At 63.7% G+C, this 25854-nt stretch carries 23 protein-coding genes and 1 tRNA gene; 18 read left to right on the plus strand and 6 right to left on the minus strand.

Features of this window, described 5'->3' with window-relative positions:
- Positions 1–200: 200 nt before the first annotated feature.
- The 11 genes from LRP30_RS43705 to LRP30_RS43755 all read left to right on the plus strand — a co-directional run bounded on the left by LRP30_RS43705 (position 201) and on the right by LRP30_RS43755 (position 14898).
- Entirely contained in the window at positions 201–1637 is a 1437-nt protein-coding gene (locus LRP30_RS43705) for a sigma 54-interacting transcriptional regulator (protein WP_249758832.1), read from the plus strand.
- A 195-nt stretch (positions 1638–1832) separates the two neighbouring features.
- Positions 1833–3143, plus strand: coding sequence for an MFS transporter (locus tag LRP30_RS43710; protein WP_249758833.1), 1311 nt, complete (start codon positions 1833–1835; stop codon positions 3141–3143).
- A gap of 107 nt (positions 3144–3250) precedes the next feature.
- Entirely contained in the window at positions 3251–5287 is a 2037-nt protein-coding gene (locus LRP30_RS43715; protein WP_276017366.1) for an acyl CoA:acetate/3-ketoacid CoA transferase, read from the plus strand.
- Between the two features lie 106 nt (positions 5288–5393).
- The gene (locus LRP30_RS43720) at positions 5394–6578 is read left to right on the plus strand and encodes a substrate-binding domain-containing protein (RefSeq protein WP_249758834.1); all 1185 of its coding nucleotides are present in this window, start codon (positions 5394–5396) and stop codon (positions 6576–6578) included.
- Between the two features lie 181 nt (positions 6579–6759).
- On the plus strand, positions 6760–7536 hold the full coding sequence (locus LRP30_RS43725) for an ABC transporter ATP-binding protein (RefSeq protein WP_249758835.1): 777 nt from the start codon (positions 6760–6762) through the stop codon (positions 7534–7536).
- The gene (locus LRP30_RS43730) at positions 7533–8255 is read left to right on the plus strand and encodes an ABC transporter ATP-binding protein (protein WP_128940640.1); all 723 of its coding nucleotides are present in this window, start codon (positions 7533–7535) and stop codon (positions 8253–8255) included. The genes LRP30_RS43725 and LRP30_RS43730 overlap by 4 nt, the downstream gene beginning before the upstream one ends.
- Positions 8252–9262, plus strand: a complete 1011-nt coding sequence (locus LRP30_RS43735; RefSeq protein WP_128940641.1) for a branched-chain amino acid ABC transporter permease — start codon at positions 8252–8254, stop codon at positions 9260–9262. The genes LRP30_RS43730 and LRP30_RS43735 overlap by 4 nt, the downstream gene beginning before the upstream one ends.
- Positions 9259–10344 (plus strand): branched-chain amino acid ABC transporter permease, encoded by a 1086-nt coding sequence (locus LRP30_RS43740; RefSeq protein WP_249758836.1) that lies wholly within the window; start codon positions 9259–9261, stop codon positions 10342–10344. The genes LRP30_RS43735 and LRP30_RS43740 overlap by 4 nt, the downstream gene beginning before the upstream one ends.
- Before the next feature lie 169 nt (positions 10345–10513).
- Positions 10514–13603 (plus strand): EAL domain-containing protein, encoded by a 3090-nt coding sequence (locus LRP30_RS43745; protein WP_249758837.1) that lies wholly within the window; start codon positions 10514–10516, stop codon positions 13601–13603.
- The gene (locus LRP30_RS43750) at positions 13603–14658 is read left to right on the plus strand and encodes a diguanylate cyclase (RefSeq protein ID WP_249758838.1); all 1056 of its coding nucleotides are present in this window, start codon (positions 13603–13605) and stop codon (positions 14656–14658) included. The genes LRP30_RS43745 and LRP30_RS43750 overlap by 1 nt, the downstream gene beginning before the upstream one ends.
- Positions 14659–14821: 163 nt before the next feature.
- Positions 14822–14898, plus strand: a tRNA-Arg gene (locus LRP30_RS43755).
- Here LRP30_RS43755 and LRP30_RS43760 read toward each other — a convergent pair.
- Positions 14869–15429, minus strand: coding sequence for a hypothetical protein (locus LRP30_RS43760; RefSeq protein WP_249758839.1), 561 nt, complete (start codon positions 15427–15429; stop codon positions 14869–14871). The genes LRP30_RS43755 and LRP30_RS43760 overlap by 30 nt on opposite strands.
- 1013 nt (positions 15430–16442) lie before the next feature.
- On the opposite strand from LRP30_RS43760, the gene LRP30_RS43765 reads away from it, so the two are divergent.
- Entirely contained in the window at positions 16443–16790 is a 348-nt protein-coding gene (locus tag LRP30_RS43765) for a hypothetical protein (protein WP_249758840.1), read from the plus strand.
- A gap of 19 nt (positions 16791–16809) precedes the next feature.
- Here LRP30_RS43765 and LRP30_RS43770 read toward each other — a convergent pair whose 3' ends face one another.
- Positions 16810–17151: a hypothetical protein gene (locus LRP30_RS43770; protein ID WP_249758841.1), complete on the minus strand. Its 342-nt coding sequence runs from the start codon at positions 17149–17151 to the stop codon at positions 16810–16812.
- A 592-nt stretch (positions 17152–17743) separates the two neighbouring features.
- On the opposite strand from LRP30_RS43770, the gene LRP30_RS43775 reads away from it, so the two are divergent.
- The 5 genes from LRP30_RS43775 to LRP30_RS43795 all read left to right on the plus strand — a co-directional run bounded on the left by LRP30_RS43775 (position 17744) and on the right by LRP30_RS43795 (position 22232).
- Positions 17744–17857: a DUF305 domain-containing protein gene (locus tag LRP30_RS43775; protein ID WP_249758842.1), complete on the plus strand. Its 114-nt coding sequence runs from the start codon at positions 17744–17746 to the stop codon at positions 17855–17857.
- A 234-nt stretch (positions 17858–18091) separates the two neighbouring features.
- Entirely contained in the window at positions 18092–18925 is an 834-nt protein-coding gene (locus LRP30_RS43780) for an alpha/beta hydrolase (RefSeq protein WP_249758843.1), read from the plus strand.
- 233 nt (positions 18926–19158) lie between these two features.
- On the plus strand, positions 19159–20259 hold the full coding sequence (gene dinB / locus LRP30_RS43785; protein WP_249758844.1) for a DNA polymerase IV: 1101 nt from the start codon (positions 19159–19161) through the stop codon (positions 20257–20259).
- Positions 20260–20363: 104 nt separating this feature from the next.
- Positions 20364–21812, plus strand: a complete 1449-nt coding sequence (locus tag LRP30_RS43790; protein WP_249761968.1) for a HAMP domain-containing sensor histidine kinase — start codon at positions 20364–20366, stop codon at positions 21810–21812.
- Positions 21813–22016: 204 nt separating this feature from the next.
- Positions 22017–22232 carry a hypothetical protein gene (locus LRP30_RS43795; RefSeq protein WP_249758845.1) on the plus strand — a complete coding sequence of 72 codons (216 nt, stop codon included), beginning with the start codon at positions 22017–22019 and terminating at the stop codon, positions 22230–22232.
- A 170-nt stretch (positions 22233–22402) separates the two neighbouring features.
- Here the strand turns inward: LRP30_RS43795 and LRP30_RS45335 are convergent, their stop codons facing one another.
- Positions 22403–22696 (minus strand): hypothetical protein, encoded by a 294-nt coding sequence (locus LRP30_RS45335; RefSeq protein ID WP_091898453.1) that lies wholly within the window; start codon positions 22694–22696, stop codon positions 22403–22405.
- 218 nt (positions 22697–22914) lie between these two features.
- Positions 22915–23601: a DNA-3-methyladenine glycosylase I gene (locus LRP30_RS43805; protein ID WP_091898451.1), complete on the minus strand. Its 687-nt coding sequence runs from the start codon at positions 23599–23601 to the stop codon at positions 22915–22917.
- Positions 23602–23759: 158 nt separating this feature from the next.
- Here LRP30_RS43805 and LRP30_RS43810 point away from each other — a divergent pair, with 158 nt between their 5' ends.
- On the plus strand, positions 23760–24587 hold the full coding sequence (locus LRP30_RS43810; RefSeq protein ID WP_249758847.1) for a metallophosphoesterase: 828 nt from the start codon (positions 23760–23762) through the stop codon (positions 24585–24587).
- Here LRP30_RS43810 and LRP30_RS43815 read toward each other — a convergent pair.
- Positions 24526–25011, minus strand: coding sequence for a cyclic nucleotide-binding domain-containing protein (locus tag LRP30_RS43815; RefSeq protein ID WP_249758848.1), 486 nt, complete (start codon positions 25009–25011; stop codon positions 24526–24528). The genes LRP30_RS43810 and LRP30_RS43815 overlap by 62 nt on opposite strands.
- Positions 25012–25094: 83 nt before the next feature.
- The gene (locus LRP30_RS43820; RefSeq protein ID WP_091898445.1) at positions 25095–25835 is read right to left on the minus strand and encodes a di-trans,poly-cis-decaprenylcistransferase; all 741 of its coding nucleotides are present in this window, start codon (positions 25833–25835) and stop codon (positions 25095–25097) included.
- Positions 25836–25854: the final 19 nt, after the last annotated feature.

A 25854-nucleotide genomic window follows, 5' to 3' on the forward strand; every position in this document is an offset into this window, starting at 1 on the left:
CCCGGGAAGGGGTTGTGGCGCGAGCTGGTAACCACGAAGCCAAACCACCTTTTGGGTAATGGGTCCTGGATCTGCACTCCGCTTCGCTGCGCTTGTCCAGGACGACGCCGGGAATGGACGACCCGGCAAGCAACCCAATTCCCCCTTTGAAATTACTGCCCTTTTGGTAATACACAGCCAGACTTCCCGCGAGGTACGTCATGCCCGCCTCCTCCATCAGCGACCCCGCCTATCTTCGTGCGCGCGCGATGGAGACGCTGTTCGAGCGGCTGGAAAAGCTCTGCGAGGGCGCGATCGCGATCGATCGGGGCGGGCGGGTCGTCTACGTCAACGAGAAATACCTCACAGCACTCGGGCTCAAGCGGACCTCTGAGGCGATCGGCCGTCCCATCGAGGAGGTCATTCCGAACAGCCTGATGCGGAAGGTGGCCGAGACCGGCGAGCCGATCCTACTCGACATCATGGAGCTCGGCGGCGAGCAACTGGTCGTCACCCGCATGCCGATCGAGGACGAGAACGGCAAGGTGATCGGCGCGATCGGCTTCGTGCTCTATGACCACCTCGAAAGCCTGAAACCCCTGCTCGCCCGCGTCGCCCAGCTCGAGAGCGATCTGCGGCTGGCGCGGCGGCAATTGTCCAACGCCCGCGCGGCGCGCTTCACCTTCGCCGACTTCGTCGGCACGACACCGGCCATCGCACAGGCCAAGGAGCTGGCAGGCCGCGCCGCGCGGCAGAGCGTCACGGTGCTGCTCACCGGCGAGACCGGAACGGGCAAGGAGATGCTGGCGCAGGCGATCCACAACGCCTCGTCGCGGGCCGAGAAGCCGTTCGTCAGCGTCAATGTCGCCGCGATTCCCGACACGCTGATCGAGTCGGAATTCTTCGGCACCGCGCCGGGCGCCTATACCGGCGCCGACCGCAGGGGGCGCGAGGGCAAATTCCGCATTGCCGACGGCGGCACGCTGTTCCTCGACGAGATCGGGGAGATGCCGCTGCAATTGCAGGCCAAGCTGCTGCGCGTGCTGCAGGAGCGCGAGATCGAGCCGCTCGGCTCGGACAAGATTTCCAGGGTCGACGTGCGCGTGGTCGCCGCGACCAATGTGGATCTGCGCAAGCGCGTCAGCGAGGGCACGTTCCGCCCCGATCTTTACTATCGCCTCAACGTGCTCTCGATCGACCTGCCGCCGCTGCGCCGGTGCCTGGATGATCTTCCCGATATCTGCACCCGGCTGCTCGAGGACATCAGCGCGTCCGGCGACTATGTCAGCGCCCGGATCACGCCGAGCGCGCTCGCCGCACTGGCGCGCTATGACTGGCCGGGCAACGTGCGCGAGCTGCGCAACATCCTGGAGCGGGCGCTGATCCTCAGCGATTCCGGGCGGCTGACCGGCGAGGATTTCGTTCGCATCCTTCCCGTCGGTGCCGACGTCAGGCTAGCTGCGCCCGAACGCCCGGCCGGAACGGTCGTGCCCTATGCCGAAGCCGAGGCCGAGTTCGAGAAGCACACGCTCGAACAGGCGCTCGCCGCCAGCAACGGCCAGATCTCCGAGGCCGCCAGGATGCTGCGGATCTCGCGCGCCACCTTCTACAAGAAGCTCGCCAAGTTCGGCCTCGCCGCGGGGCCGGCTTCCGTCTGAGTTTCGAGACACGGACTGTCCGGAGTCTCAGATTCCGGACAGCGCAGCTTGCCGCTTTGTCCGGATGACTCCACTGAAATTGCTGTGTTTTCGCCCATTTGCACCAATTGACGCCATCTGGCGCGGACCTTGCTCTTCGCTCTTGCACAATGACGCGTGCTGCACACGCGCATTCGCAACCAGGGAGGACGCAAGATGAGTGAAGCGATCTCGGTCCATCAGCTTCAGGCCAAACAGCCCTCGCACGTCACCGTCGCCACCGCGAGCCTGATCGGCACGGCCATCGAGTGGTACGACTTCTTCCTCTACGGCACTGCCGCGGCGCTGATCTTCAACAAGCTGTTCTTTCCGACCTTCGATCCGATGATGGGAACGCTGCTGGCGTTCGCGACCTACGCGCTCGGCTTCATCGCGCGCCCGCTCGGCGGCGTCGTATTCGGCCATTACGGCGACAAGATCGGCCGCAAGACCATGCTTTATCTGACGCTGTTGATCATGGGCGCCGCCACCGCGGCGATCGGCTTTCTGCCGACCTACGAGACCGCCGGCATCTGGGCTGCGATCCTGCTCGTCACCTGCCGCCTGATCCAGGGCTTTGGCTTAGGGGGCGAATGGGGCGGCGCGGTGCTGATGGCGGTCGAGCATGCGCCCGCCGACAAGAAGGGCTTCTACGGCAGCTGGCCGCAACTCGGCGCACCGCTCGGCCTCGTGCTCGGCACGCTGGTATTCTCGGTGGTGTCTTCGATGCTGACCGACGCGCAGCTCTATGCCTGGGGCTGGCGTATCCCGTTCCTGTTCTCGATCGCGCTGGTGCTGGTCGGCCTGTGGATCCGCTTCACCATCGCGGAATCGCCGGAGTTCCAGAAGGTCAAGGATACCAAGCAAGAAGTGAGGATGCCGATCGTCGACGCGATCCGGATGTATCCCAAGAACATCCTGCTGGCGATGGGCGCGCGCTTTGCCGAGAACGGCTTCTTCTACATCTACGCAACCTTCGTGCTCGCTTATGCCACGCAATCGCTCGGCATGAACAAGCAGGACATGCTCAACGGCGTCTTGATCGGCGCGGCGATCGAGACCTTCACCATTCCGGCCTTCGGCGCGCTCTCCGACCGCGTCGGACGGCGGCCGATCTACATCTTCGGCGCGGTGTTCTCGGCGCTGATGTCGTTCCCGCTGTTCATGCTGCTGGCGACCAAGAACCCGCAATATGCCTGGATCGCGATCGTGCTGGGCCTCGCCGTCGGCCACGCCGCGATGTATGGCCCGCAGGCAAGCTTCCTGTCGGAGCTGTTCGGCACCAAGGTGCGCTATAGCGGCGTCTCGCTCGGCTACAACCTCGCCTCGATCTTCGCCGGCGCGCTGTCGCCGCTGATCGCGACGGGATTGATGACGGCCTACGCGCCGGCGACCTGGCCGATCTCGCTCTACATGATCGCGCTGGCACTCATCACTGTCGTGTCGGTCTACTTTGCCACCGAAACGCGCAAGATAGTTCAGGGCTGATTGTCCCATCAGGCCTTCCGGCGCGAGGAGCAGCCTGTTCCAGGGCGGCTTCTCGCGATAGGATCAGGCACCAACGGCATGCGGTCGAAACGATCGGGAGGAACGCCGTGAGCCAGCACCCAGCTCTGCCTTACCTGCGCAATTCCGAGAAGGGCAAGGTCGTCACAGCGGCCGAGGCGGTCATGCTGATCCGCGACGGCGATACGGTGGCGACCGGCGGCTTCGTCGGCATCGGCTTTGCCGAGGAGATCGCCATCGCACTGGAGGAGCTCTATCTCTCCAACGAGGGCGATGCGCCCTACACGCAGGGCAAGCCGCGCAATTTGACGCTGGTCTACGCGGCCGGCCAGGGCGACGGCAAGCAGCGCGGCCTCAATCATTTCGCGCATGAGGGCCTGGTCCGCCGCGTGATCGGCGGGCATTGGGGCCTTGCGCCGAAATTGCAGCAGCTCGCGATCGCGAACCAGATCGAAGCCTATAACCTGCCGCAGGGCGTCATCACCCATCTGTTCCGCGACATCGCGGCGCGGCGGCCCGGCCACATCACCCGCGTCGGCATGGGCACCTTCGTCGATCCCCGGCACGGCGGCGGCAAGCTGAACGCGCGCACCACCGAGGACATGGTGGAGCTGATCACGCTGCGCGGCGAGGAGTGCCTGCTCTACAGGACGTTTCCGATCAATGTCGGGATCATCCGCGCCACCACCGGCGATCCCGACGGCAACCTCACCATGGAGAAGGAGGCGCTGACGCTGGAGGCGCTGGCCATCGCTATGGCCGCGCATAATTCCGGCGGCATCGTCATCGCCCAGGTCGAGCGCGTCGCCGAAGCCGGCAGCCTCAATCCGCGCCAAGTGAAGATTCCCGGCATTCTCGTTGACTGCGTCGTCGTGGCAAAGCCGGAGAACCATTGGCAGACCTTCGGCACGCCATACAATCCGGCGTTCTCGAGCGAGATCCGCGTCCGTGCCGCCTCGCTGCCGGTGATGCCGGTCAGCGAGCGCAAGATCATCGCCCGCCGGGCCGCTCTCGAATTGAAGGCCAACAGCGTCGTCAATCTCGGCATCGGCATGCCCGAGGGGATCGCCTCGGTCGCCAACGAGGAGCGGATCATCGATCTGATCACGCTGACGGCGGAGCCGGGCGTGATCGGCGGCATCCCGGCGAGCGGCATCGATTTCGGCGCGGCGATCAACACACAGGCGGTGATCGACCAGCCCTATCAGTTCGATTTCTACGACGGCGGCGGCTTGGATGCCGCCTTCCTCGGCCTCGCCCAGGTTGACCGCGCCGGCAACCTTAATGTCAGCAAGTTCGGGCCAAAACTTGCGGGTGCCGGCGGCTTCATCAATATCAGCCAGAATGCCAAGGAGGTCATCTTCGTCGGCACCTTCGGCGCGGGCAAGCAGCGCATTGCGGTGAATGAGGGCAAGCTCGTCATCCTCGACGAAGCCAAATCACGCAAGTTCGTCGATAGCGTCGAGCACGTCACCTTCAGCGGTCCGTTTGCCGCCGCGCGCAAGCAGCGCACGCTGTACGTCACCGAGCGCTGCGTGTTCGAGCTCAGGCCTGACGGCCTCGAGCTGACGGAAGTTGCGCCCGGCATCGACGTCGAGCGCGACATCCTGCGCCTGATGGATTTCAAGCCGCTGATCCCGCGCGATCCTGTTCTGATGGACGACCGCATCTTCCGCGAAGATCTCATGGATCTACGCGAGCGCCTGCTCACCATCCCGCTCGACCAGCGCTTCACGCTGGACGAGCAGCAGAACCTGTTCTTCGTCAATCTGGAGCGCTACCCGCTGCGTAGCAAGGCCGAGATCGACACCATCGCCTCCATCGTCGAGGCGAGGCTCGCCCCGCTCGGGCGCCGCGTCTACGCCATCGTCAATTATGACAATTTTTCCATCCTGCCGGAGCTGATGGACGATTATTCGGCCATGGTCCGCAGTCTCGTCGATCGCTTCTATTCCGGCGTATCGCGCTACACCACGTCGGGCTTCCTGCGCATCAAGCTCGGCGAAGCCCTAGAGAAGCGCGGCGTTGCGCCGCATATCTTCGAGAGTGCGGACGAAGCGCAGTCCGATCGGCGGCAGGTCGAAGGCGCCGACGTTGCGCGCGCCATGCAGCAGGCCCAAAAATGATGCATGCTGGCAAAGCCAAATCCGCTTCGCCGGAAGGTTCAATTGCAATGTTCGTAGTGTTGTGCAAATCGCTGTTGCCAGAAGCTTTAAATCAGGAGGGACCATCGTGCGTCGATCACTCATCATAACAACAACCATCCTCGCGCTCGCCGCGGGCGCATCCGCACGGGCCGACGATCTCAAGATCGCGCTGATCTACGGCAAGACCGGTCCGCTCGAGGCCTATGCCAAGCAGACTGAGACCGGCCTGAAAATGGGCTTTGAATACGCCACCAAGGGCACCATGACGCTCGACGGCCGCAAGATCGTCGTCATCACCAAGGACGACCAGGGCAAGCCGGACCTTGCCAAGGCGGCGCTCGCGGAAGCCTATCAGGACGACAAGGCCGACATCGCGATCGGCACGACCTCGTCGGCCGCCGCGCTTGCCATTCTCCCCGTCGCCGAGGAGAACAAGAAGATCCTGATCGTCGAGCCCGCGGTCGCGGATCAGATTACCGGCGAGAAGTGGAATCGCTACATCTTCCGCACGGCGCGCAACTCCTCGCAGGACGCGATCTCCAACGCGGTCGCGATCGGCAAGCAGGGCGTCACCGTGGCGACGCTGGCGCAGGACTACGCCTTCGGCCGCGACGGCGTCGCCGCCTTCAAGGAGGCGCTTGCCAAGACCGGCGCGACGCTCGCCGCCGAGGAATATGCCCCGACCTCGACCACCGACTTCACCGCTGTCGGCCAGCGCCTGTTCGACGCGCTGAAGGACAAGCCGGGCCGCAAGGTGATCTGGGTGATCTGGGCCGGCGCCGGCAATCCGCTGGCCAAGCTCCAGGACATGGATCCGAAGCGCTACGGCATCGAGCTGTCGACCGGCGGCAACATCCTGCCGGCGCTCGCCGCCTATAAGGGCCTGCCCGGCATGGAAGGCGCGACGTACTATTTCTATGCGATCCCGAAGAACCCGGTGAACGACTGGTTGGTCGCCGAGCACCAGAAGCGCTTCAACGCGCCGCCGGACTTCTTCACCGCGGGCGGCTTTGCCGCCGCGATGTCCGTCGTCGCCGCCGTCACCAAGGCGAAGTCGACCGACACTGAAAAGCTGATCACGGCGATGGAAGGCCTGGAGTTCGACACCCCGAAGGGCAAGATGGTGTTCCGCAAAGAGGACCATCAGGCGCTGCAGAGCATGTATCACTTCAAGGTCAAGGTCGATCCGAACGTCGCCTGGGCCGTGCTCGAGCCGGTGCGTGAGCTGAAGATCGAGGACATGGACGTGCCGGTTCGCAACAAGCGGTGAGTGTGGTGCTCACCTCTCCCGCTTGCGGGAGAGGTCGGCGCGTAGCGCCGGGTGAGGGCTTTCTCCTCTTGGGGGTTCTCGCCTGCAGCGACACCCTCTCCCCTACCCTCCCCCGCAAGCGGGGGAGGGAGCGCAGCGTGATCGCGGATATATCTCCGTTCCCATCATTCGCCGGACTCCAATGCCGCTAACCCTCGAAACCCGCGACCTCACCATCCGCTTTGGCGGCCATGTCGCGGTCAACAACGTCACCTGCACGTTCCGCCCGGGCGAGCTCACGGCCATCGTCGGGCCGAACGGCGCCGGCAAGACCACCTATTTCAATTTGATCTCGGGTCAGCTGCGCGCATCCAGCGGCAGCATCCTGTTCGACGGCACCGACATCACCCAGCATTCCGCGCCGATGCGCACGCGCGCAGGCCTCGGGCGCGCATTCCAGCTCACGAATCTTTTCCCGAACCTCACCGTGGAGGAGAACGTCCGCCTCGCGGTGCAAGCGGCGAACGGCACCCATTACGACATGCTGCGGCCCTGGATGGTCCGCCGCGACCTGATCGCGCGTGCCGACGCCATCCTCGACCAGGTCGCGCTCGGCAGCCGGCGCGGCGTCGCCGCGACCGCGCTGTCGCATGGCGACCAGCGCAAACTCGAGGTAGCGCTGATGATCGCGCTGGAGCCTGATGTCTTCATGTTCGACGAGCCAACCGCCGGCATGAGCATCGACGAGGTGCCTGTCGTTCTCAACCTGATCGCCCAGCTCAAGCAGGACCGGAGCAAGATCATCCTGCTCGTCGAGCACAAGATGGACGTGGTGCGCTCGCTCGCCGACCGCATCATCGTGCTGCATAACGGCCAGCTGGTTGCGGACGGCCCGCCTGCCGAAGTGATCGCCTCGTCAATCGTGCAGGAGGCCTATCTCGGCGTAGCACCCAAGACGGCTGCAGGGAGTGCAGCATGACCGACCTTTTGAAACTCTCCGGCGTGCACACCCATATCGGCCGCTATCACATTCTCCAGGGCATCGATCTCGCAGTTCCGCAGGGGCAGACCACGATGCTGCTCGGCCGCAACGGCGCCGGCAAGACCACGACGCTGCGCACCATCATGGGCCTCTGGCAGGCCTCGCACGGCGAGATTACCCTCGCCGGCGAACGCATCGAGAACCGCGCCACGCCGGACATCGCGCGGCTCGGCGTCGGCTACGTGCCGGAGAGCATGGCGGTGTTTTCCGATCTCACGGTGAAAGAGAATTTGGTGCTGGCGGCGCGCGACGGGCCGCTGGACGATGCCCAGCTCGACTGGATTTTTGGCTTCTTCCCGGCGCTGCGCCGATTCTGGCTGTCGCGGGCGGGAAGCCTCTCGGGCGGGCAGAAGCAGATGTTGTCCATCGCGCGCGCCATCATCGAGCCGCGCAAGCTGCTTTTGATCGACGAGCCGACCAAGGGCCTCGCGCCCGCCATCGTGATGGCGCTGATCGAGTGCCTGAAGGAGATCAAGCGCAAGGGCGCGACCATCCTTCTGGTCGAGCAGAATTTCTTTGCCGCCCGCGAGCTCGGCGACAACGTGCTGGTGATGGACAACGGCACCATCGTCCATCGCGGCGAGATGGCGGCGCTGGCCGCCGACGTGCCGCTGCAAGAGCGACTGCTCGGCCTGAGCCTGGAGGCGCATCAGTGACTGAACTCGCCGCAAATGATCCGCTGCCGAAGCCGAAGCGCGACATCGCGCCGATCCTGCTGCCGGTCGCGCTCGCGCTTCTCATGATCCCGCTGATCGGCTCGACCAGCTCGTGGCTGACGCTGACCGCCGCGAGCCTCGCCATGGGCATGATGATCTTCATCATGGCATCGGGACTTACATTGGTGTTCGGCCTGATGGACGTGCTCAATTTCGGCCACGGCGCCTTCATCGCGGTCGGCGCCTATGTCGCGACCCTGGTGCTGGCGCCGTTTGCGGCCTCGATCCAAGCCGATTCGCTGTGGGTGAACCTCGCGGTGCTGGCACCGGCAGCGCTGCTGTCGATGGCAGTATCAGGCGCGCTCGGCCTGATCGTCGAGCGCGTGCTGATCCTGCCCGTTTACGGCCAGCATCTGAAGCAGATCCTGATGACGACGGGCGGCCTGATCGTCGCCGAGCAGACGCTGTATGCGCTGTGGGGACCGCAGATCATCCCGATGCCGCTGCCCACCTCGCTGCGAGGCTCCTTCATCCTCGGCGACGTCGCAATTGCCAAATACCGTGTGCTGGCGATGCTGATCGGCCTCGCCGTCTTCATCGCGATCCAGCTCGTGCTCAACCGCACCAAGCTCGGCCTCCTGATCCGCGCCGGCGTCGAGAACCGCGAGATGGTCGAGGCGCTCGGCTACCGCATTCGCCGCCTATTCCTCGGCGTGTTCATGACGGGATCGGCACTCGCGGGCCTCGGCGGCGTGATGTGGGCGCTCTATCGCGAGCAGGTTCACGCCTCCATGAGCGACGACCTCACCGTGCTGATCTTCATCGTCGTCATCATCGGCGGGCTCGGGTCGATCGGCGGCTGCTTCATCGGCGCGATCCTGGTGGCCATGGTTGCCAATTACGGCGGCTTCCTCGTGCCGAAACTCGCCCTCGTCTCCAACATCCTGCTGATGGTCGCCATTCTGATGTGGCGGCCGCGCGGCCTCTATGCGGTGACCAGCCGATGATGATCCTCTCCGGTGACCCGCCGCGCAGCCGTGTCCTCACGCTCGTTCTCGTCCTCATCATCCTGGCGCTGGCGGCGACGCCGTTCCTGTTCCCAGGCGCCAAGGCGCTGAACGTCGCGGCCAAGATCTGCGTCTTCGCCGCCCTGGTCGCGTCCTACGACCTGTTGCTCGGCTATACCGGCTCGGTGTCGTTCGCCCACACCATGTTCTACGGCATCGGCAGCTACGCGATCGCGATCGCGCTGTACGGGATGGGCCCGAACTGGACCGCGGTCGCAACCGGCATCGTCATTGGCCTGCCGCTCGCAGCTCTGCTCGCGCTCGCGATCGGGCTGTTCTCGCTGCGGGTCGCCGCGATCTTCTTTGCCATGATCACGCTCGCGGTCGCCTCCGCCTTCCAGGTGCTGGCCTCGCAGCTCTCCTGGCTGACCGGCGGCGAGGACGGGCGCAGTTTTCAGCTGCCCGAGCTACTGCGGCCCGGCACGGTGCTGGTCTCCAAGAGCCTGTTCGGCTTCGAGATCAACGGCCGCATCCTGACCTTCTACCTTGTGTTCGCCATCTCCGCCCTGATGATCCTGGCTCTGCTGCGGGTGGTGAACTCGCCGTTCGGGCGCGTGCTTCAGGCGATCCGCGAGAATCGTTTCCGCGCCGAGGCGCTCGGCTTCCGCACCGTCTTCCATTTGACCTACGCCAACTGCCTCGCGGCGCTGGTCGCCGCGAGCGCCGGCATCCTGAATGCGCTGTGGTTGCGTTATGCCGGGCCCGACACCTCGCTCAGCTTCTCGATCATGCTGGATATCCTGCTGATGGTCGTGATCGGCGGCATGGGCACGATCTACGGCGCGATCATCGGAGCCACCATCTTCATCCTCGCCCAGAACTATTTGCAGTCGCTGATGGGCGTCGCGTCCACGGCGGCGTCGGAAGCCGGTCTGCCGCTGCTGCCGGGCCTGTTGCATCCCGACCGCTGGCTGCTGTGGCTCGGGCTGCTGTTCATCGCCAGCGTCTACTTCTTTCCGACCGGCGTGGTCGGACGGCTGCGCAAGGCCGGCGGCGACAAGAGCGCCGGCGCCTCGCATTAAGCGAAGATTAATGGTGCAGCGCGGCGGGTCGTTGCATGGGGATGCGATCTCGCAATGGGATTAATGCCTAGGTAACTGGCTTTCCTAAGGTTTAGGCCATTTGTGTGGTGTATTCCTGCCCTTCCAGGGAGGGGGAATGCGCCACGTCTTGTCAGGGATCGCAGCCGGAATGTCCCTAGCCGCGAAGAACGGCTGGGAGGCAGCGCTTCGGCGCGGGCCGGTGCTGTGGTTGACCCTGTGCGGCGTGTTGCTGGTCGCGGGCATCTTCATCGTCACCGCCATGGCCATCGGCGAATTCCGCGAGCGGACCCTCGCCAACCGCGAGCGCGAGCTGGAAAACACGGTGCAGCTGATCGCGCGGCACTTCGATCAGCAATTTGAAGATTCCGACGTCGTCGCTGCCGATGTGATCGGGCAGATGAACCTGCCGGAGATCACCTCGCCCGCGATGTTTCGGGAGCGCATGTCCGGGCTCGCGACGAACCAGATGCTGCGCAGCAAGATCAGTTCGGCGTCCTATCTCGGCGACATCGCGATCTACGACGCCGACGGCGAGCTGATCAACTGGTCGCGGGCCCAGCCGCTGCCGAAGATCAACGTCTCCTCGCGCGCTTACTTCCAGACGTTCAAATCCGATCCGACGGCCGAGCCGGTCATCCTGGAATCCGTCCGCAGCTTCATCATCGACAAATGGACCACGATCGTCGCGCGCCGGCTGAACGGCGCCGACGGAGCCTTCCTCGGCGCGATGGTGCGGCGAATCGATCCGGACAGCTACCAGCAGTACTTCGCATCCGTCGCGCTTGCCGAGGGCACGGCGATCTCGCTGTTCGATCGCGAAGGCAAGATGCTGGCGCGCTATCCGCATCTCGAAGAGATGATCGGACGAAGCTTCAAGAATGCGCCGCTGATGCAGAAGGTGCTGGCCAAGGGCGGTCAGCACACGCTCCGCGTCAGGAGTCCGGTCGACGGCGAGGAGCGGCTCGGCTCGGCCGCGTCCCTGAATCATTTTCCCCTGGTCATCGTCGCGACCAATACCATGTCGGCTGCACTCGCGGACTGGCGGCAGCAGACCGGCTTCATGGTCACGACGGCGGCGCTCTCGGCCGCCATAATCGCGCTGATCCTGTATCTGATCATCCGACAGATCAACCGGCAGAATCGCGAGGCCCAGGAGCGAATCGAGGCCGAGCGGCAGAGGCTGGACACCGCCCTCAACAACATGTCGCAGGGGCTGATCCTGTACGATGCCGCCGGATACATCGTCATTTGCAACTGCCGCTACGCTGACATGTTCGGCCTCTCCCACGATGTCATCAAGCCCGGCTGTCACATCCGCGAGGCGATGTATCATCGCAAGGAGCGTGGCGCGTTCGACGGCAATGTCGAGGAATTTTGCGCCGACGTCATGCGGATCGTCGCCGAAGGCACGGTCTCCACGAGAATTCATCAGCTGGCCGACGGCCGCGCCTTCCAAGTCATCAACACCCCGCTCGCGCAGGGCGGCTGGGTCGCCACGATTGAAGACATCACCGAGCGCCGTAACCTGGAGCAGGAGCGCGACCGCAACCACACCTTCCTGAGCGAGATCATCGACCACATCCCCTCGCAGATCACGGTGAAGGACGCGCGCACGCGGCAGTATCTGCTGATCAACGGCGTCGCCGAGCAGCAATTCGGCCAGTCACGCGAGGACGTCGTCGGCAAGACCGCCTTCGACATCTTCCCGACGCCGTCAGCGATGGTGGTGACCGAGGACGACAACAAGGCACTGCAATCTCTCAAGGGGCTCTTCAAGGACGAGCATCCCTGGCAGACCCAGGCCATGGGGCTGCGCTACATCACCTCGACCCGGATCGGCCTCCGCGACAAGGCCGGCGAGCCGCGCTATCTCATCCACGTCGTCGATGACGTCACCGAGCGGCGGCGCGCCCACGAGAAGATCGCGCATATGGCGCACTACGATGCGCTGACCGACCTGTCGAACCGCACCCTGTTCCGCGAGCAGATCGAACGCGAGCTGGCGAAGGTTGCCAGCGGCGGGCAGTTCGCGCTGCTTTACATCGACGTCGACGAATTCAAGGGCATCAACGATTCGCTCGGCCACCATGTCGGCGACGAGCTGTTGAAAGCGATCGCGGGCCGTCTGCGCGGCTGCCTCAAGCAGGACGACCTGATTGCGCGGCTCGGCGGCGACGAATTCGCGGTCATCCAGACCGGGATCCAGTCCTCCGCCGACGTGGTGTCGTTCGTGACGCGGATCTACGAAGCGATCCGGCAGCCCTATCACTGTCTCGGCCATCAGCTCTCCACCGACGCGAGCATCGGGATCGCGCTGGCGCCGCAGGACGGCTCCGATCTCGATCAGCTCATCAAGAATGCCGACCTTGCGATGTACGGCGCCAAGGCCGAAGGACGCCGCACCCACCGCTTCTTCGAGCCGGCGATGGACGCCTGTGCCAAGGCGCGCCTGGCCATGGAGCAGGATCTGCGCCAGGCCCTCGTCAACGGCGGCTTCGAGATTCACTACCAACCGCTGGTCGATCTGCGCTCGGGCGAGGTCTCCGGCTGCGAGGCGTTGCTGCGCTGGCGCCATCCCGAGCGCGGCATGGTGTCGCCGGCGGAGTTCATTCCGGTCGCCGAAGACACCGGCCTGATCAGCGAGCTCGGCGACTGGGTGCTGCGCATGGCCTGCAACGAGGCCGCGACCTGGCCTGCGCATGTCCGCGTTGCGGTCAATGTCTCGCCGGTGCAGCTCAAATGTGACACGCTGGCCTTGCGGATCGCCGGCGCGCTCGCCGCCTCCGGGCTCGACCCGCGCCGGCTCGAGCTCGAGATCACCGAGGCCGTGCTGATCCGCGACGACGATGCGGCGCTCTCGATCCTGCACCAGCTCCGCGCCGTCGGCGTGCGCATCGCGCTCGACGATTTCGGCACCGGCTACTCCTCGCTCAGCTATCTGAAGCGCTTCCCGTTCGACAAGATCAAGATCGACCGCTGCTTCGTCGCCGACATTGCGGAGGCGGACGGCGCGCCTGTCATCGTGCAGGCCGTGGTCAACATCGCCGCCGCCAGCAGCATGACCACGGTCGCCGAGGGCGTCGAGACCGAGGCCCAGCGCGAGATGCTGCGCAACCTCGGCTGCACGGAGATGCAGGGTTATCTGTTCAGCGCGCCGAAGCCGGCCACCGAAGTGCGAAAGCTGTTCGGCACCGGCGATGGCTTGCCCGGCGTCTTGCCGGTGGCGGCGGTGGCCTGATGGCGAAGCCAGGGAAGACGCCGGCCAAGACCGTCGATGTCGCCGATTCCTATGCCGTGCGGCTGATGCAGCATCTGGTGGTGCCGACCTTCGTGATCGACCCGAAGCGCCGCGTCGTGATCTGGAACAGAGCCTGCGAGCGGCTGACCGGCGTCACCGCCTCGGAGGTGATCGGCACCAATAAGCACTGGCAGGCCTTCTACGAGACCAAGCGCCCCTGCCTCGCCGACCTGGTCGCGCTCGACCGCCCGGAGCAGCTTCCGGAGTACTATTCGGAATATGCCGCGCGCGGCCATAACGGCCTCGGCTTCAGCGCCGAGAACTGGTGCGTGATGCCGAAGCTCGGCAGCCAGCTCTATCTCGCCATCGACGCCGGCCCGATCCACGACGAGGCCGGCCAGCTGATCGCCGTGGTGGAGACGCTGCGCGACCTCACCGACCAGAAGCGCGCCGAGATGGCGCTGAAGGAGCTCGCCACCAAGGACGGGCTGACCGGCCTGTCGAACCGCCGCGCCTTCGACCAGATGCTGATGAGCGAATGGGCCCGCGCCCAGCGCACGCAGAAGCCGCTGGCGCTGCTATTCGTCGACGTCGACCATTTCAAGCTGTTCAACGACCGGCACGGCCACCAGAGCGGCGACGAATGCCTGCGCGCGGTCGCCGCTGCCGTCAGCCGCCACGCCATGCGCCCGCTCGACCTCGCCGGCCGCTATGGCGGCGAGGAGTTCGCGCTGATCCTGCCGGACATGGATTGCGATACCGCCTGCGCCGTCGCCGAGGAGATCCGCTGCGCCGTCCTGGCCTTGCAGATCGCCCACGGCGCCATGGGCGCCGGCGAGCACGTCACCCTCAGCGTCGGCGTCGCAAGCCACATTCCCAGTGGTGCCGATGGCGGCCCCGACCGGCTGCTCGGCGCGGCCGACGAGGCGCTCTATGTGGCCAAACGGCTCGGCCGCAACCGCGTCATCTGCGCCGAACGGGTGCTGGCCGAGTTCGCCGCCCTCGGCCGGGAGGCCGCAGCGGTTCCGGCCCCTGGCCGGCGCAAATCGGCTTAGTGCCATTTCCGTTCCGATAGAATCGGAACGGGGCTCTAGATTCTTGTTTTGACGCGTTTTCTTTACGCGAACCGGATCCATTTCGCTCGAAAACGCTTCCAGCGCGAGCCGGTGAGAACCGGTTGCCCGCCCCTCGCCAATCGGCTACATGAAGCCTCGACTAGCACCCGTAGCTCAGCTGGATAGAGCGTTGCCCTCCGAAGGCAAAGGTCACACGTTCGAATCGTGTCGGGTGCGCCACTTCGGTACAAAACTGGGCACTCCAAAACCTGCCGTTTTTGCGCTCGATGCGGCGACAAGCGTGCGCGGGAGCACGCTTTTCGACCCCATGATGCGAATCTCTTTCGCGTCCACCTCGATACGCTGGGCGAGCGCGCGGAGGTGGTCGCGCCGGTAGCCGCCGGATTCGGTCCGCATCCGCTTGCGGGCTTGGCTGGCGAAGGTTTTCAGCGCCTGGGGCGTGATGCTCGGCCCAGCCCGATCCAGCGCACCCTCGGCCCGCTCCGCGTCGGCGCGGGCCTGATCGCGGATCGACTTTAGCTCGGTCACACGCTCCTTGAGCATTGGGTCCGACACGTCAGCGATCCCGTTTTCGATGGCGTCGTACAGCCGCTTGAGTTTGGCTTCTGCCTCAGCCGCACGCTTGCGCAATTCGGCGATATGCGTCGTTCGGCGCTCGGCGCGTTCTTTCCGGCGATGTAGGACGCCTGATAAGACTTCCTCGAGACGCTTGGGCTGTAAAAGGCGCTGCTCGATGTGAGGAGGAGCCATGGCGCCACTGTGGCAAGCCGGGCCGATCCGCAGAACGGCCGATGTCTACGCCAAGTCACGCTGTAGCCCTGCGAACTCGCACTTTCTCTGCAGCATGAGCGCGATCGCGCAGAGCGGGCCATGAACGCATGGAAGCAAAAGAGCCGGGCCAGCGAAGCGCAGTCAAGGCCGCAAGCCGGCGGAGCCGGTCGCGCGCAGCGCGAGCCTTGACGGCGTGCCGTTGGTCCGGCAGTGGCCTTCCATGCGATCGTGGCCGGACATCCGCCGAGTACGCGCAAGAAGACGCTACGCTGCGAACGATGGCGCTCGGAACGTTGATTTTGAATGCTTTTGCGGCTCGAGCGGCACCAGGCCACTTCATATGGAGCCGCTGCAGTGCCATCCAAAGCGACGTGCAGACAGACACTTACGACCTCCGACGGCATGGAGCGACACCGTCGCTTTTATCTCGCCGTCCTAATCGGTCGAGATCCGCGCCCAGCTCTCGGTCGGTAAGGTCGGGTATTGTCGATAGCGGTCGAGAAGGTGGACTTAGTAATATCGATGCGAATGGCCCCCATTGCAGACATTGGGGTCCGCTGTCATTCTCCCCGGATGGTAGGCGGCTGGGAAAAAGCTCGACGGATGGATTTGCGGCGCTCCACTGGCACGCGCGCCGACCCGCGTCCGCCTCGTGCGGCGCGCGGAGGCGATTACCTCATAGCCCATGCCTGCTTCGAGTGTCGGAAATCGTGGAAGGTGCGGGCGGACATGGGCGCGACTTGTCCGCAGTGCGGCTCTTGTCTCCATGAGATGGGTCGGTCGTTCAAAGCTCCGAAGCGGTCCGACGCCGAACAATGGCAGAAGGTGCAAGCCCTCTGGTCAGCAGGTTTCCGCTTCTGGAGCTATCGAAGCCACCCCGACGCTGAACCATTGCCAGAACGATTGCGGGACGTTGACGAATTCATACGCCGCAACCCAAAGCACCCGATGCGCATCGCGGGCTAACGTGCGCCCTTGTGCAATTGCGGTCATTGCGGACCGCAGGCAAGGTCGATCGCGAGCACGAGGCGATACTCAAACACTATCTGGACGGCACGGGGGATGAGATGGCGCAAGAAAGCATTGCGGCCGCAGGCAATACGGAAGTCCCAGCGTATCTCGCACTGATCGAACTTGGATATTCCGTTGATCGTATCGATAAGGACGGCGAGGAGCGCTGGATCGCGAAGAAAGGAACGCTCCAGCTTATGGCCGATTGCCCGTTAGAACTCCTCGGCCTCTCCCTATTGAGAAGCGAACGTGGGCCACGTTGGCAGGCGAGTGATAGCGAGATTGCTGAGTTTCTGACACGGTTCCACCCGTCCGCTGGACGGCCATGATCGGTGCCACGCTTGCCGATCAGTGGTGTCGTTCGACGACTATCAGTGCAAGCTCATCAGCGAGCTGCCACTTTGAGGCGAAATAGCAATAACCGCCTGGGTATTGGTCAAGGAAAGCCTGATCGAAATCTGCAAGTCGGGGCTTCACCTCAGTTTTCCAGAACTCGAAGCGATGCGATGGATCTATCCAGTAGGGCGGTCTCCCCACGTCAGCGACGACAAAGGTCGTCCCTACCTTTAGCATCTCTATTACGTCAGCCGCATTCAGGCACGACGAGACGCGTCGTGCGTTCAGAGTGCCCTTTTCGTTCCATAGCTCCTCCAGCGGGAGCTTTGTGATGATCTTCTTGGCAATATCCATTTTCCGCCTGCCATTCACTCGGCTAACAAATCGTACCACATGCTTGGTTCATATGTCCGGATCTGGTCCATCGAAGGGAACCGGACCACCCGCGAAAATCGGGAAGACAGCCGCCACGAGGCGTAGCGCAAGATCGCAGTCCGTCGCTGGTTATCCGGCCGGATCGCGTCGGCGGCCGCGGCATCATAGCGCAACGGCGAAGCAGTAGTGCCCATCTTCATCGGTCGTGGCGCGCCAATAAATTCAATTGGTTAGGGGCCGTCCGGCCGTTCGATCTCTTCGCTTGCGTAAGCGATGGGGTAAGCCAATCAATGGAATTAGGCTCTTTCGACGATCATCGAGTTGATCTCCGCCTCCATCGTTGCATCGGTTAATCGCGATCCCAGCAGGCCACTACGAGATCAAAGCTACCACCATCACAGCGGCTATGAAGGCAAAGGCACTCGCCCACCTGTCGCAGAGCATCCGCCGCGCCAGTCAAGAACCCAACCAATCGCCCACGGCCCGGTGAGTAGCCCAGCATCGAATGCACCGCGCGCGTGGTGCCGTAGTGCGCCGTTTCATGATTTCCCAACACTCAGGCGCCGTACTCATGTGCCGCAAAGCCAATCTTACCGACGACCGCATCAAGAAGCTCTGCAGCAGCATCACCGAAAGCCAGCTTTCTGAGATTGTCCAGATGAAGGACTTGCTCAACAGCGAGTAGAAATCAGCGCAAAGCAGCTCGCGCTAATCTGCCCATCGGCACGAGTTCCTTCGTCTTGTGCTCGGCGCGCTGAACCGTGGAACACATCGCGATGTCGATATGTTCTCTAAGCGGAGTGGCAACCCGCTCCATGTTCCTTATCGAGGTTGTGCTCGCCCACATCAGAACTGACCTCGGCACTCTGGCCGCAGCGTTACCTGAATCGCGGTGACTCCTGGATTCGAAAGGACGGCAATGGCGCGATGGGACTTACGGGATCGGTTCTCATTTGAGGGACAGAGCATCGCCTGGGGCGTTGCGGGCGAGGGGCGGCCGGCCGTTGTCGTGCATGGCTCGCCCTTCTCCTCGCGTGAATGGCGTCGGATTGTGCCCTGGCTCGCTCGGCACCGACGCGTTTTCTACTACGACCTTTTGGGCTACGGCCAATCGGCCAAGCCAGATGCGGACGTCCTCCACGAAGCCCAGAACGGCCTGCTCGCCGCTCTCGCGCGTCACTGGCGCATCGACCGGCCGGACATTATTGCCCACGACTTCGGCGGTTCGGCCGCGCTGCGCGCGCATCTACTGGACGGCGTCGAGTACCGCAGCCTCATGCTGATCGATCCCGTCGCGATCAGCCCGCAAGGCTCAGTGCTCGTCCAGGCAGCAAAGGCGCACCCGGGTGTGTTCTCCGGATTGCCAGCCTACGTGCACGAGGCGATTCTGCGCGCCTACATAAGCGCCGCGGTGAAGTACCGCCTGCGCGAGGAGGATATGCGGGCCTACATAGAGCCATGGCTTGGCGACGAGGGGCAGAATGCCTTCTGGCGGCAGATCGCACAGATGGACGACAGATATTCGCATGAGGTGGAAGGGCGGTACGGCGAGATCCGGTGCCCCGTCGCCATTCTGTGGGGCGAGGAGGACGAGTTCATTCCATTGGTAGATGGCAAGGAACTCGCCCGACGCATTCCGGACTCTTCGTTCACAGTCATTCCCGATGCGAAGCACCTCGTCCAGGAGGACGCACCGGAGGCGATCGTCGCCGCGGCCCTTGACTTTTGGGGCCGGCTGGACCCGAGGAGCTAACCGCATCGCTGCGAAAGCGCTTGTTTTAAAGACCTGCTTGTTCTGAATCGCGTTCCTTGCGAGAGCGCATGCCGCAGGATGAAGTCAGCTTCGGGCGCCTGCCGCATCGGCAAACGGCGCACCGGGCTCGAACGGGTCGCAGAAATGCATCATGCGGCACATTCGAAAGCGTCCATTGAAGCGTGGGCACGGGCCACCTCGCGCTTCGCTCCGCTCAATTGTATCATCATTCCATGAGCGAATCCGACACGGTGACCGGCGAAGCCTCGCCCGTCCGCAAGATCATCCATATCGACATGGATGCTTTCTATGCGTCCGTGGAGCAGCGCGACAATCCGGACCTGCGCGGCAAGCCGGTCGCAGTCGGAGGCTCTGCGGAACGCGGCGTGGTCGCGGCCGCCAGCTATGAAGCACGCAAGTTCGGGGTTCGCTCTGCCATGCCTTCCGTGACTGCGAAGCGGCAGTGTCCCGATCTGATCTTCGTGAAGCCGCGCTTCGAGGTCTACAAGGCAATCAGCCGGCAGATCCGCGACATCTTTGCCGAGCATACGTCCATCATCGAGCCATTGTCGCTCGACGAGGCCTATCTCGACGTGACGGAAAACCTGCAAGGCATCCCGCTGGCGCGGGACATCGCCCTGCGCATCCGCGAGAAGATCAAGGCCGAGACGGGCCTCAACGCTTCGGCGGGCATCTCCTACAACAAGTTTCTGGCAAAGCTCGCCTCCGATCATCGCAAGCCCAACGGTCAGTTCGTGATCTCCCCGGAAATGGGCCCCGCTTTCGTCGAGGCTCTGCCCGTCGGCAAGTTCCACGGAATAGGCCCGGCGACGAGTGCGAAGATGAACGCGCTCGGCATGTTCATCGGCCTCGACATCCGCAACCAGACGCTGGAGTTCATGAATGCGAATTTCGGCAAGTCGGGCGCCTATTACTACTGGATCTCGCGCGGTGTCGACGAACGTCCGGTCCGGGCCAACCGGATCCGCAAGTCGATCGGCGCGGAGAACACGTTCTCAACCGATCTCACCGAGTTCGACGCGCTGGCCGCCGAGCTCGAACCTCTCGTCGACAAGGTCTGGCGGCATTGCGAGGCCACCGGCAATCGCGGCCGCACCGTCACCCTGAAGATCAAGTTTGCCGACTTCGAGATCATCACGCGCAGCAGGTCCGTCGCAGCGGCGGTTGCGGGACGGGACGAACTGGAGCGGCTGGCCTGCGGCCTGCTCGAAGCCGAGATGCCGCTGCCCAAGCGGGTCAGGCTACTGGGGGTCTCGCTGTCTTCGCTCCAGGTCGGCGGCGCTTCGGAGCCTCAGCTGACCTTGGGTATTTGAACGCGACCGGCGGCCCCCCGGCGAACGCGACATCTTTATCCGCGACGCGCCGCCAAACCTGTCGTAGAGACATCAAAACATGCCTTTTCGCGATTGATGTTGGGATGCTTGCCTTATTGATACGCCTCGGACTGCGCTTCGAAGACCGCATCGAGGAGCGGCGGTTTGTCGATCAGTACGTCCGAGGCAGTCTCGGGTGGACGCAGATCGCGATGCTGCTCGGTGCCGCCACCTATGCCGGCTACACCATCTGGGATTGGGTGCTCTACCCCGAAGTCGTTCCGACCACCCTTGCAATCCGCGGTGGCACTGCCCTGTTCGTGCTGCTCCCGCTGACCGCGCTGCTGTCACGGCGATGGATGAAGCCGTGGGCAGAGACGATTTTCCTCGTCTACTGCGTCATTCCCGGCTGCATCCTGCCGAGCATTTATCTCGTGCTGCCGTCAGGCTTCACGTTTGCCGCTCCGGGCATGATGATGATCATCCTGTTCGTCTCGACCATGCTGCCATTGCGGATCGGCTCGCTGGCGATTTTCTGCCTGCTGTCGTGGGTGGCGCTGCTGGTCGCCGAGACGTTCGCGCTGACGATGCCGACGGGCCTGCGATTCATCAATCATTCTCTCGTCGGAAACGCCTACGCATTGTCGCTCTATGCCGTGGCTGCGCGCGAGTACCGGGCCCGAAAGCAATTCCGAACGTCCGAGGCGCTGCAACGGGAGAAAGAACGCTCGGAGAAATCGCTACGCGATCTCCGCGCAACCCAAGAGCACCTCGTGCAGGCAGAGAAGCTCGCCTCGCTCGGGCAATTGGTGGCAGGCGTCGCTCACGAGGTCAGCACTCCGCTTGGCCTCGCCTTGACGACCTCGACAGCCATGCAGACTGATCTGCAAGCAATGGCTGATGCATTGGGCGGAGCGTCGGTCCGGCGATCCGATCTGACCAAGGGGATTGACCGGCTCAAGCAGGGGCTCAACCTGACCTTCGACAACCTGCACCGCGCATCCGAGATGGTGCATAGTTTCAGGCAGGTCGCCGTGCATCAGGCCGATGAGGACCGGCGCACGTTCGAGCTCAGGGATTGGTTGTCGGAGTTGACGTCCAAGCTTGGACCGCTGCTGTCGCACCATGGCCTGGCGGTCGACGTACAATGCCCGGCGGGAATCACGCTCAACAGCTATCCCGGAGCGCTTGCTCAGGTGATCAGCAATCTCGCTCTCAACACTGCCGGGCATGCCTATCCTGACAAAAGCGGCGGCAGGTTTGTCATCACGGTGAGCCAGCCGGACCCGAAATCAGTCCGCTTGGTCTGCGCCGATGAAGGCGTCGGAATCCCCGAGCCATTGCAGGCTCACATCTTCGATCCGTTCGTTACGACCAGCCGGGAGCGTGGCAACGCCGGCCTGGGCCTCCACATCGCGTTCAATTTAGTCGCCTCATCGCTCAACGGGCGCTTGCGACTCGAGAGCAAGGCGGGTCCGGGAACTCAGATCGCCATCGAGATTCCCGCTGAAGCAACCAACAGTGTAAGAGAACAGCGAAGTCTCGAGGCTTGACGCTATTACGCGCGGTTCCCAATGAATGAGCCGGCAGGTTTCTTGATGCGATCAGCCTCTTCTGTAGCTCGAGCTCGGTCTTTTCCCAATCGCCTCTCACGAGGATCCCGCCGGCGCAAGCGTCGAACGTCGATGCGAGTGGTGCGCACGCCCATCCTGTGGTGGCTGATTGGGCGAAGCGGCCCGGTGCGTCATCGAGACCTCATGAAGGTCGTCGGGCCTCATCTCGCCGGTGCCCTCGCTTCAGTCGTGACTGTGTGTCTGCTGCATCGCTGGCTGCTGGCATGTTCGATCGACGAGATTCCCGATTTGGCAGCCTGCTTCTGCCTTTCGTATGCGGTCTCGCTCACGATCATCGCGCTGTTTCCGGCCCGTCGCGGAGAAATGTGGCGCTACGCACGCAGCGTCAGTGGCGGATGACACGATCGGCACCAAGCTCGTTGGCAAGATACTTGTTGACAAGACACGCGTTGACAAGACAACCGAGCTGATTGTCACGTGACCGGGCACGCTAAAGCCGTGCGCCACAGCAGCGAACCGCGGTTCGCCGACCGTGGCGCACGTGTCTCAAAATGTCCCGCTCGGGCCGATCAATGCCTCACATGCTCGAACACCACGATCACGCCGGTCGGTTCCGGCTCGTGCGCCATCAGGCGGGTCAGGTCGGAATCGCCCCAATCGGCGAGGCTGACGACTTCGCCGCTCTCGCGATCGGTACCGAGCGACGGTGTGGGCTCGAGAACTTTGAGGCCCATCTCGTCGACGAAGAAGGTGTGCTCACCGAACATGCTGTTAAGCTGCGGCATGGCGGGATGTTCGTCGGGCAGCACCTGAGCACCGAGTTGGTTGACAGTCTGCTTCACTTGTTCGGATGTGAGCTTCATGAGCTGCTCCGTTCTGTCACGTCGGGTTTCATTGAGCTGAGCCAGAGCGGACGTTCCCTGCGCCGGTGTGCCGCCTGGCTCAAACTTCGAACAAGTGCTGCGCACAAATGTTCCTGAGAAATGTATTTCGTGATCGAGCGCTGCCTCTGCCGCGCTCATGGCACGGGATCGCCACAGGATGTCCACGATCCGGCGGCCAATGGCCTTCTATCGGCCTGCTACTCGCTCCTGTCCTCACCGATCGACAATGCGCAGATGCGTGACAGATACGTGTAGGGCAGGCCGGTCTCCTCGGACCAGGCGTTGAATTGCGCCTGCACTTTGGCGAGATCGCCCTTCGACTTCACCTCTTCGGCAATGTCGAGACCCGCATCGCGCAGGCAAGCCACCACGTCCTTGGAGGTCACAAAACCGTCCCAGCCGACGAAGCGCAGCAGCATCTGGCCGGTGTTGCCGCCTAACCGGCTGCCGCGCTTGGCGAGGAGATCGAGCAGCCCAATCTCGTCGGACGATGGCCATTTCGCCAGAAACTTGCCGAAGCTGCCGTGTTCCTTCGCGATCTCCTGCACGAAAGCGGCATTGTCGCGCACCGACATGATCTTGGCGCCGTTGCGTACGATGCGTGCATCGCGCAGCAGGGCTTCCCAATACTCCTCGGGCTGGAAGCTGAGCTTGGCCGGCTGGAAATGCAGGAAGGCGTCTTCGAAACCGTCCCATTTCGTCTCGATCACGCTCCAGGCAAAGCCGGCGCAAAACACTCGCTTCGTCATCTCGGCGAGGATGCGGTCGTCGCCGAGCTTCGCCAGCCGCTTGAGGTCTGGCTTGTTAGGCATCAGCTTCTCCAGCGCCTTAGGCCCGCCCTTGCGTTTCTCGGCGCGGGCACGAATGGTCTTGAAGGGGGTCATGCGGACACGAGCGGTTGAAGGGTGCGCCACGAGATCAGAATTCGATGATCCGGTCTAGCCTGCGCGGATTGACAAGAAGGAGTGACGTGCTGGCCTGCTTCTTGCTTCATGACATTTGGTATTTCCTGACATATTCAATCCTCCGCGGACGGATTTTAATGCGCTGCCTGGTCGTCGCCGACCTGCATTATTCGCTGCCTCAGCTCGACTGGCTGGTCAGCGCCGCTCCGCAATTCGACCTCGTGATCTTCGCCGGCGATGCGCTCGACATCGGCTCGATGGTGGATTTCCGCGCGCAGATCGTGGTGGTGAAGAAGTACCTCGCGCTGCTCGCCACGAAGACCCGCGTGATCCTCTGCTCCGGCAATCACGACCTCGATGAACGCAATGCGGACGGCGAGAAGATCTCGCGCTGGATCTCGGAGGTACGAGAGCTTGGGATTGCCTGCGACGGCGACGGCCTCACCATCGGCGACACCTTGTTCACGGTGTGCCCATGGTGGGATGGACCGCTGATCAAGCAGCGCCTCGTCGACCAGCTCCGTGACGCCGCCACCAATCGCCCACGGCGCTGGATCTGGGTGCACCATGCGCCGCCGGCAGAATCACCGACGAGCTGGGGCGGCAAGCGCTTTTTCGGCGACATCGAGCTGGTGCAATGGATCATGCAGTATCAGCCGGCGATGGTGATCTCCGGCCATGTGCATCAGTCGCCCTTCATCAGGGATGGCTCTTGGTTCGACCGGCTCGGCGAGAGCTGGGTCTTCAACACGGGCCTACAACCCGGCCGGCCGCCGACCTACATCGTGCTCGATCTCGGTGCGGACAAGGCGTTCTGGCTTGCGGCCGGGGAAGCGCAATGGATCGACCTGAGCGCGCCGCTAAAGCGACCCGCCGCGCCCATCGAGACGCCGCCGGGCTGGCTCACATCCTTGGATCGGATTGCCGATCCGAGCCTGGCGAGACCTCCTGCGGCGGCAGGTTGATCATGCTCTGCAGCACCTCGCCGATCATGGCCAGATGGGAGCCGTGGTCGGCATATTGCCGCTTGAGGTCGGCGAGATAGGTGTTGGCGGCGTTGAGCCGCTGGGCCAGCATCTTCGCGATCAGAAGCGCCATGCCGGGCTGCTGCTCGAGCAACGAGGCGGCATCTTCGAATTCGTAGATGACCGCGTCGGAGCAGGCCCGCACCGTCGCGGTATGTGGCTGGCCCAGCAGCACCGACATTTCGCCGAGCACAGCGCCCGGCTCGGTGACGGTGGCGACCACCATCTCGCCCTTGAGCACCTCGAGCTTGCCCTGCATCAGCACGTAGAGATGGCCGCTGGTGCCGCCCTCGGTGATCACCACGGTACCGGCTTTGACCTGCCGCTCCGTCCCGCCGCTGCAATAATCCAGAACTGCGCGCATCGCCAAAGGCTCCCCTCACGGCGACAGTAGAGCAGGATCCACGCCCTGCGCTTGCTCAAAATTACACCAAGTGAAGGCCGGCGTCACGCGCGTGAGAGCGCAGGCACCTCCTCGGGCATGATCGCCTGGAGGCCGCCGAAACGGCGCTCGCGGCCATGGAAGGCGGCGAGCGCCTCGGCGAGATCGCCGGCATCGAATTCAGGCCACATCCGCTCGGTGAAGTGCAGCTCGGCATAGGCGCCTTCCCAGAGCAGGAAGTCCGACAGCCGCTTCTCGCCCGAGGTGCGGATGATGAGATCGACGTCGCGCAGGCCGGCCTCGCCGGTGACGAGCTGCGAGAACGCTTCGCGGGTGAGGCTAGTCAGCGCCGCGGCCTTCGCCGCGGCGTTGAGGATGGCGTCGCGCGCGGAATAATCGACCGCGATGCGCAAATGCAGCGTACTGCCTTGGGCGGTCGCCTCTTCGGCGCGCGCGATCGCGCTGGCGATGCCGTCGGGCAGGCGGTCGCGGCGGCCGATCACGGTGAGGCGCACGCCGTTCTTGACCAGGCTCTGCACTTCATTGGAAAGGTAGAAGCGAAGCAGCGTCATCAGCGCGGCGACCTCGGCCTTGGGCCTGCGCCAATTGTCGGTGGAGAAGGCATAGAGCGTCAGCGTGCCAATGCCCTGCTTGGGCGCGGCCTCGACGATGCGTCGGATCGTCTCGACGCCAGCCTCGTGGCCGCGCAGGCGCGACAGACCGCGCCGCGTCGCCCATCTGCCGTTGCCGTCCATGATGATGCCGACGTGAAGCTTGTCGTCGCAGGACACAGGGTTACTTTGCATTACAAAGTCTCCGGTCAAA

It is taken from the genome of Bradyrhizobium sp. C-145 (genome assembly GCF_023375135.1).
GTDB lineage: Bacteria > Pseudomonadota > Alphaproteobacteria > Rhizobiales > Xanthobacteraceae > Bradyrhizobium > Bradyrhizobium zhanjiangense.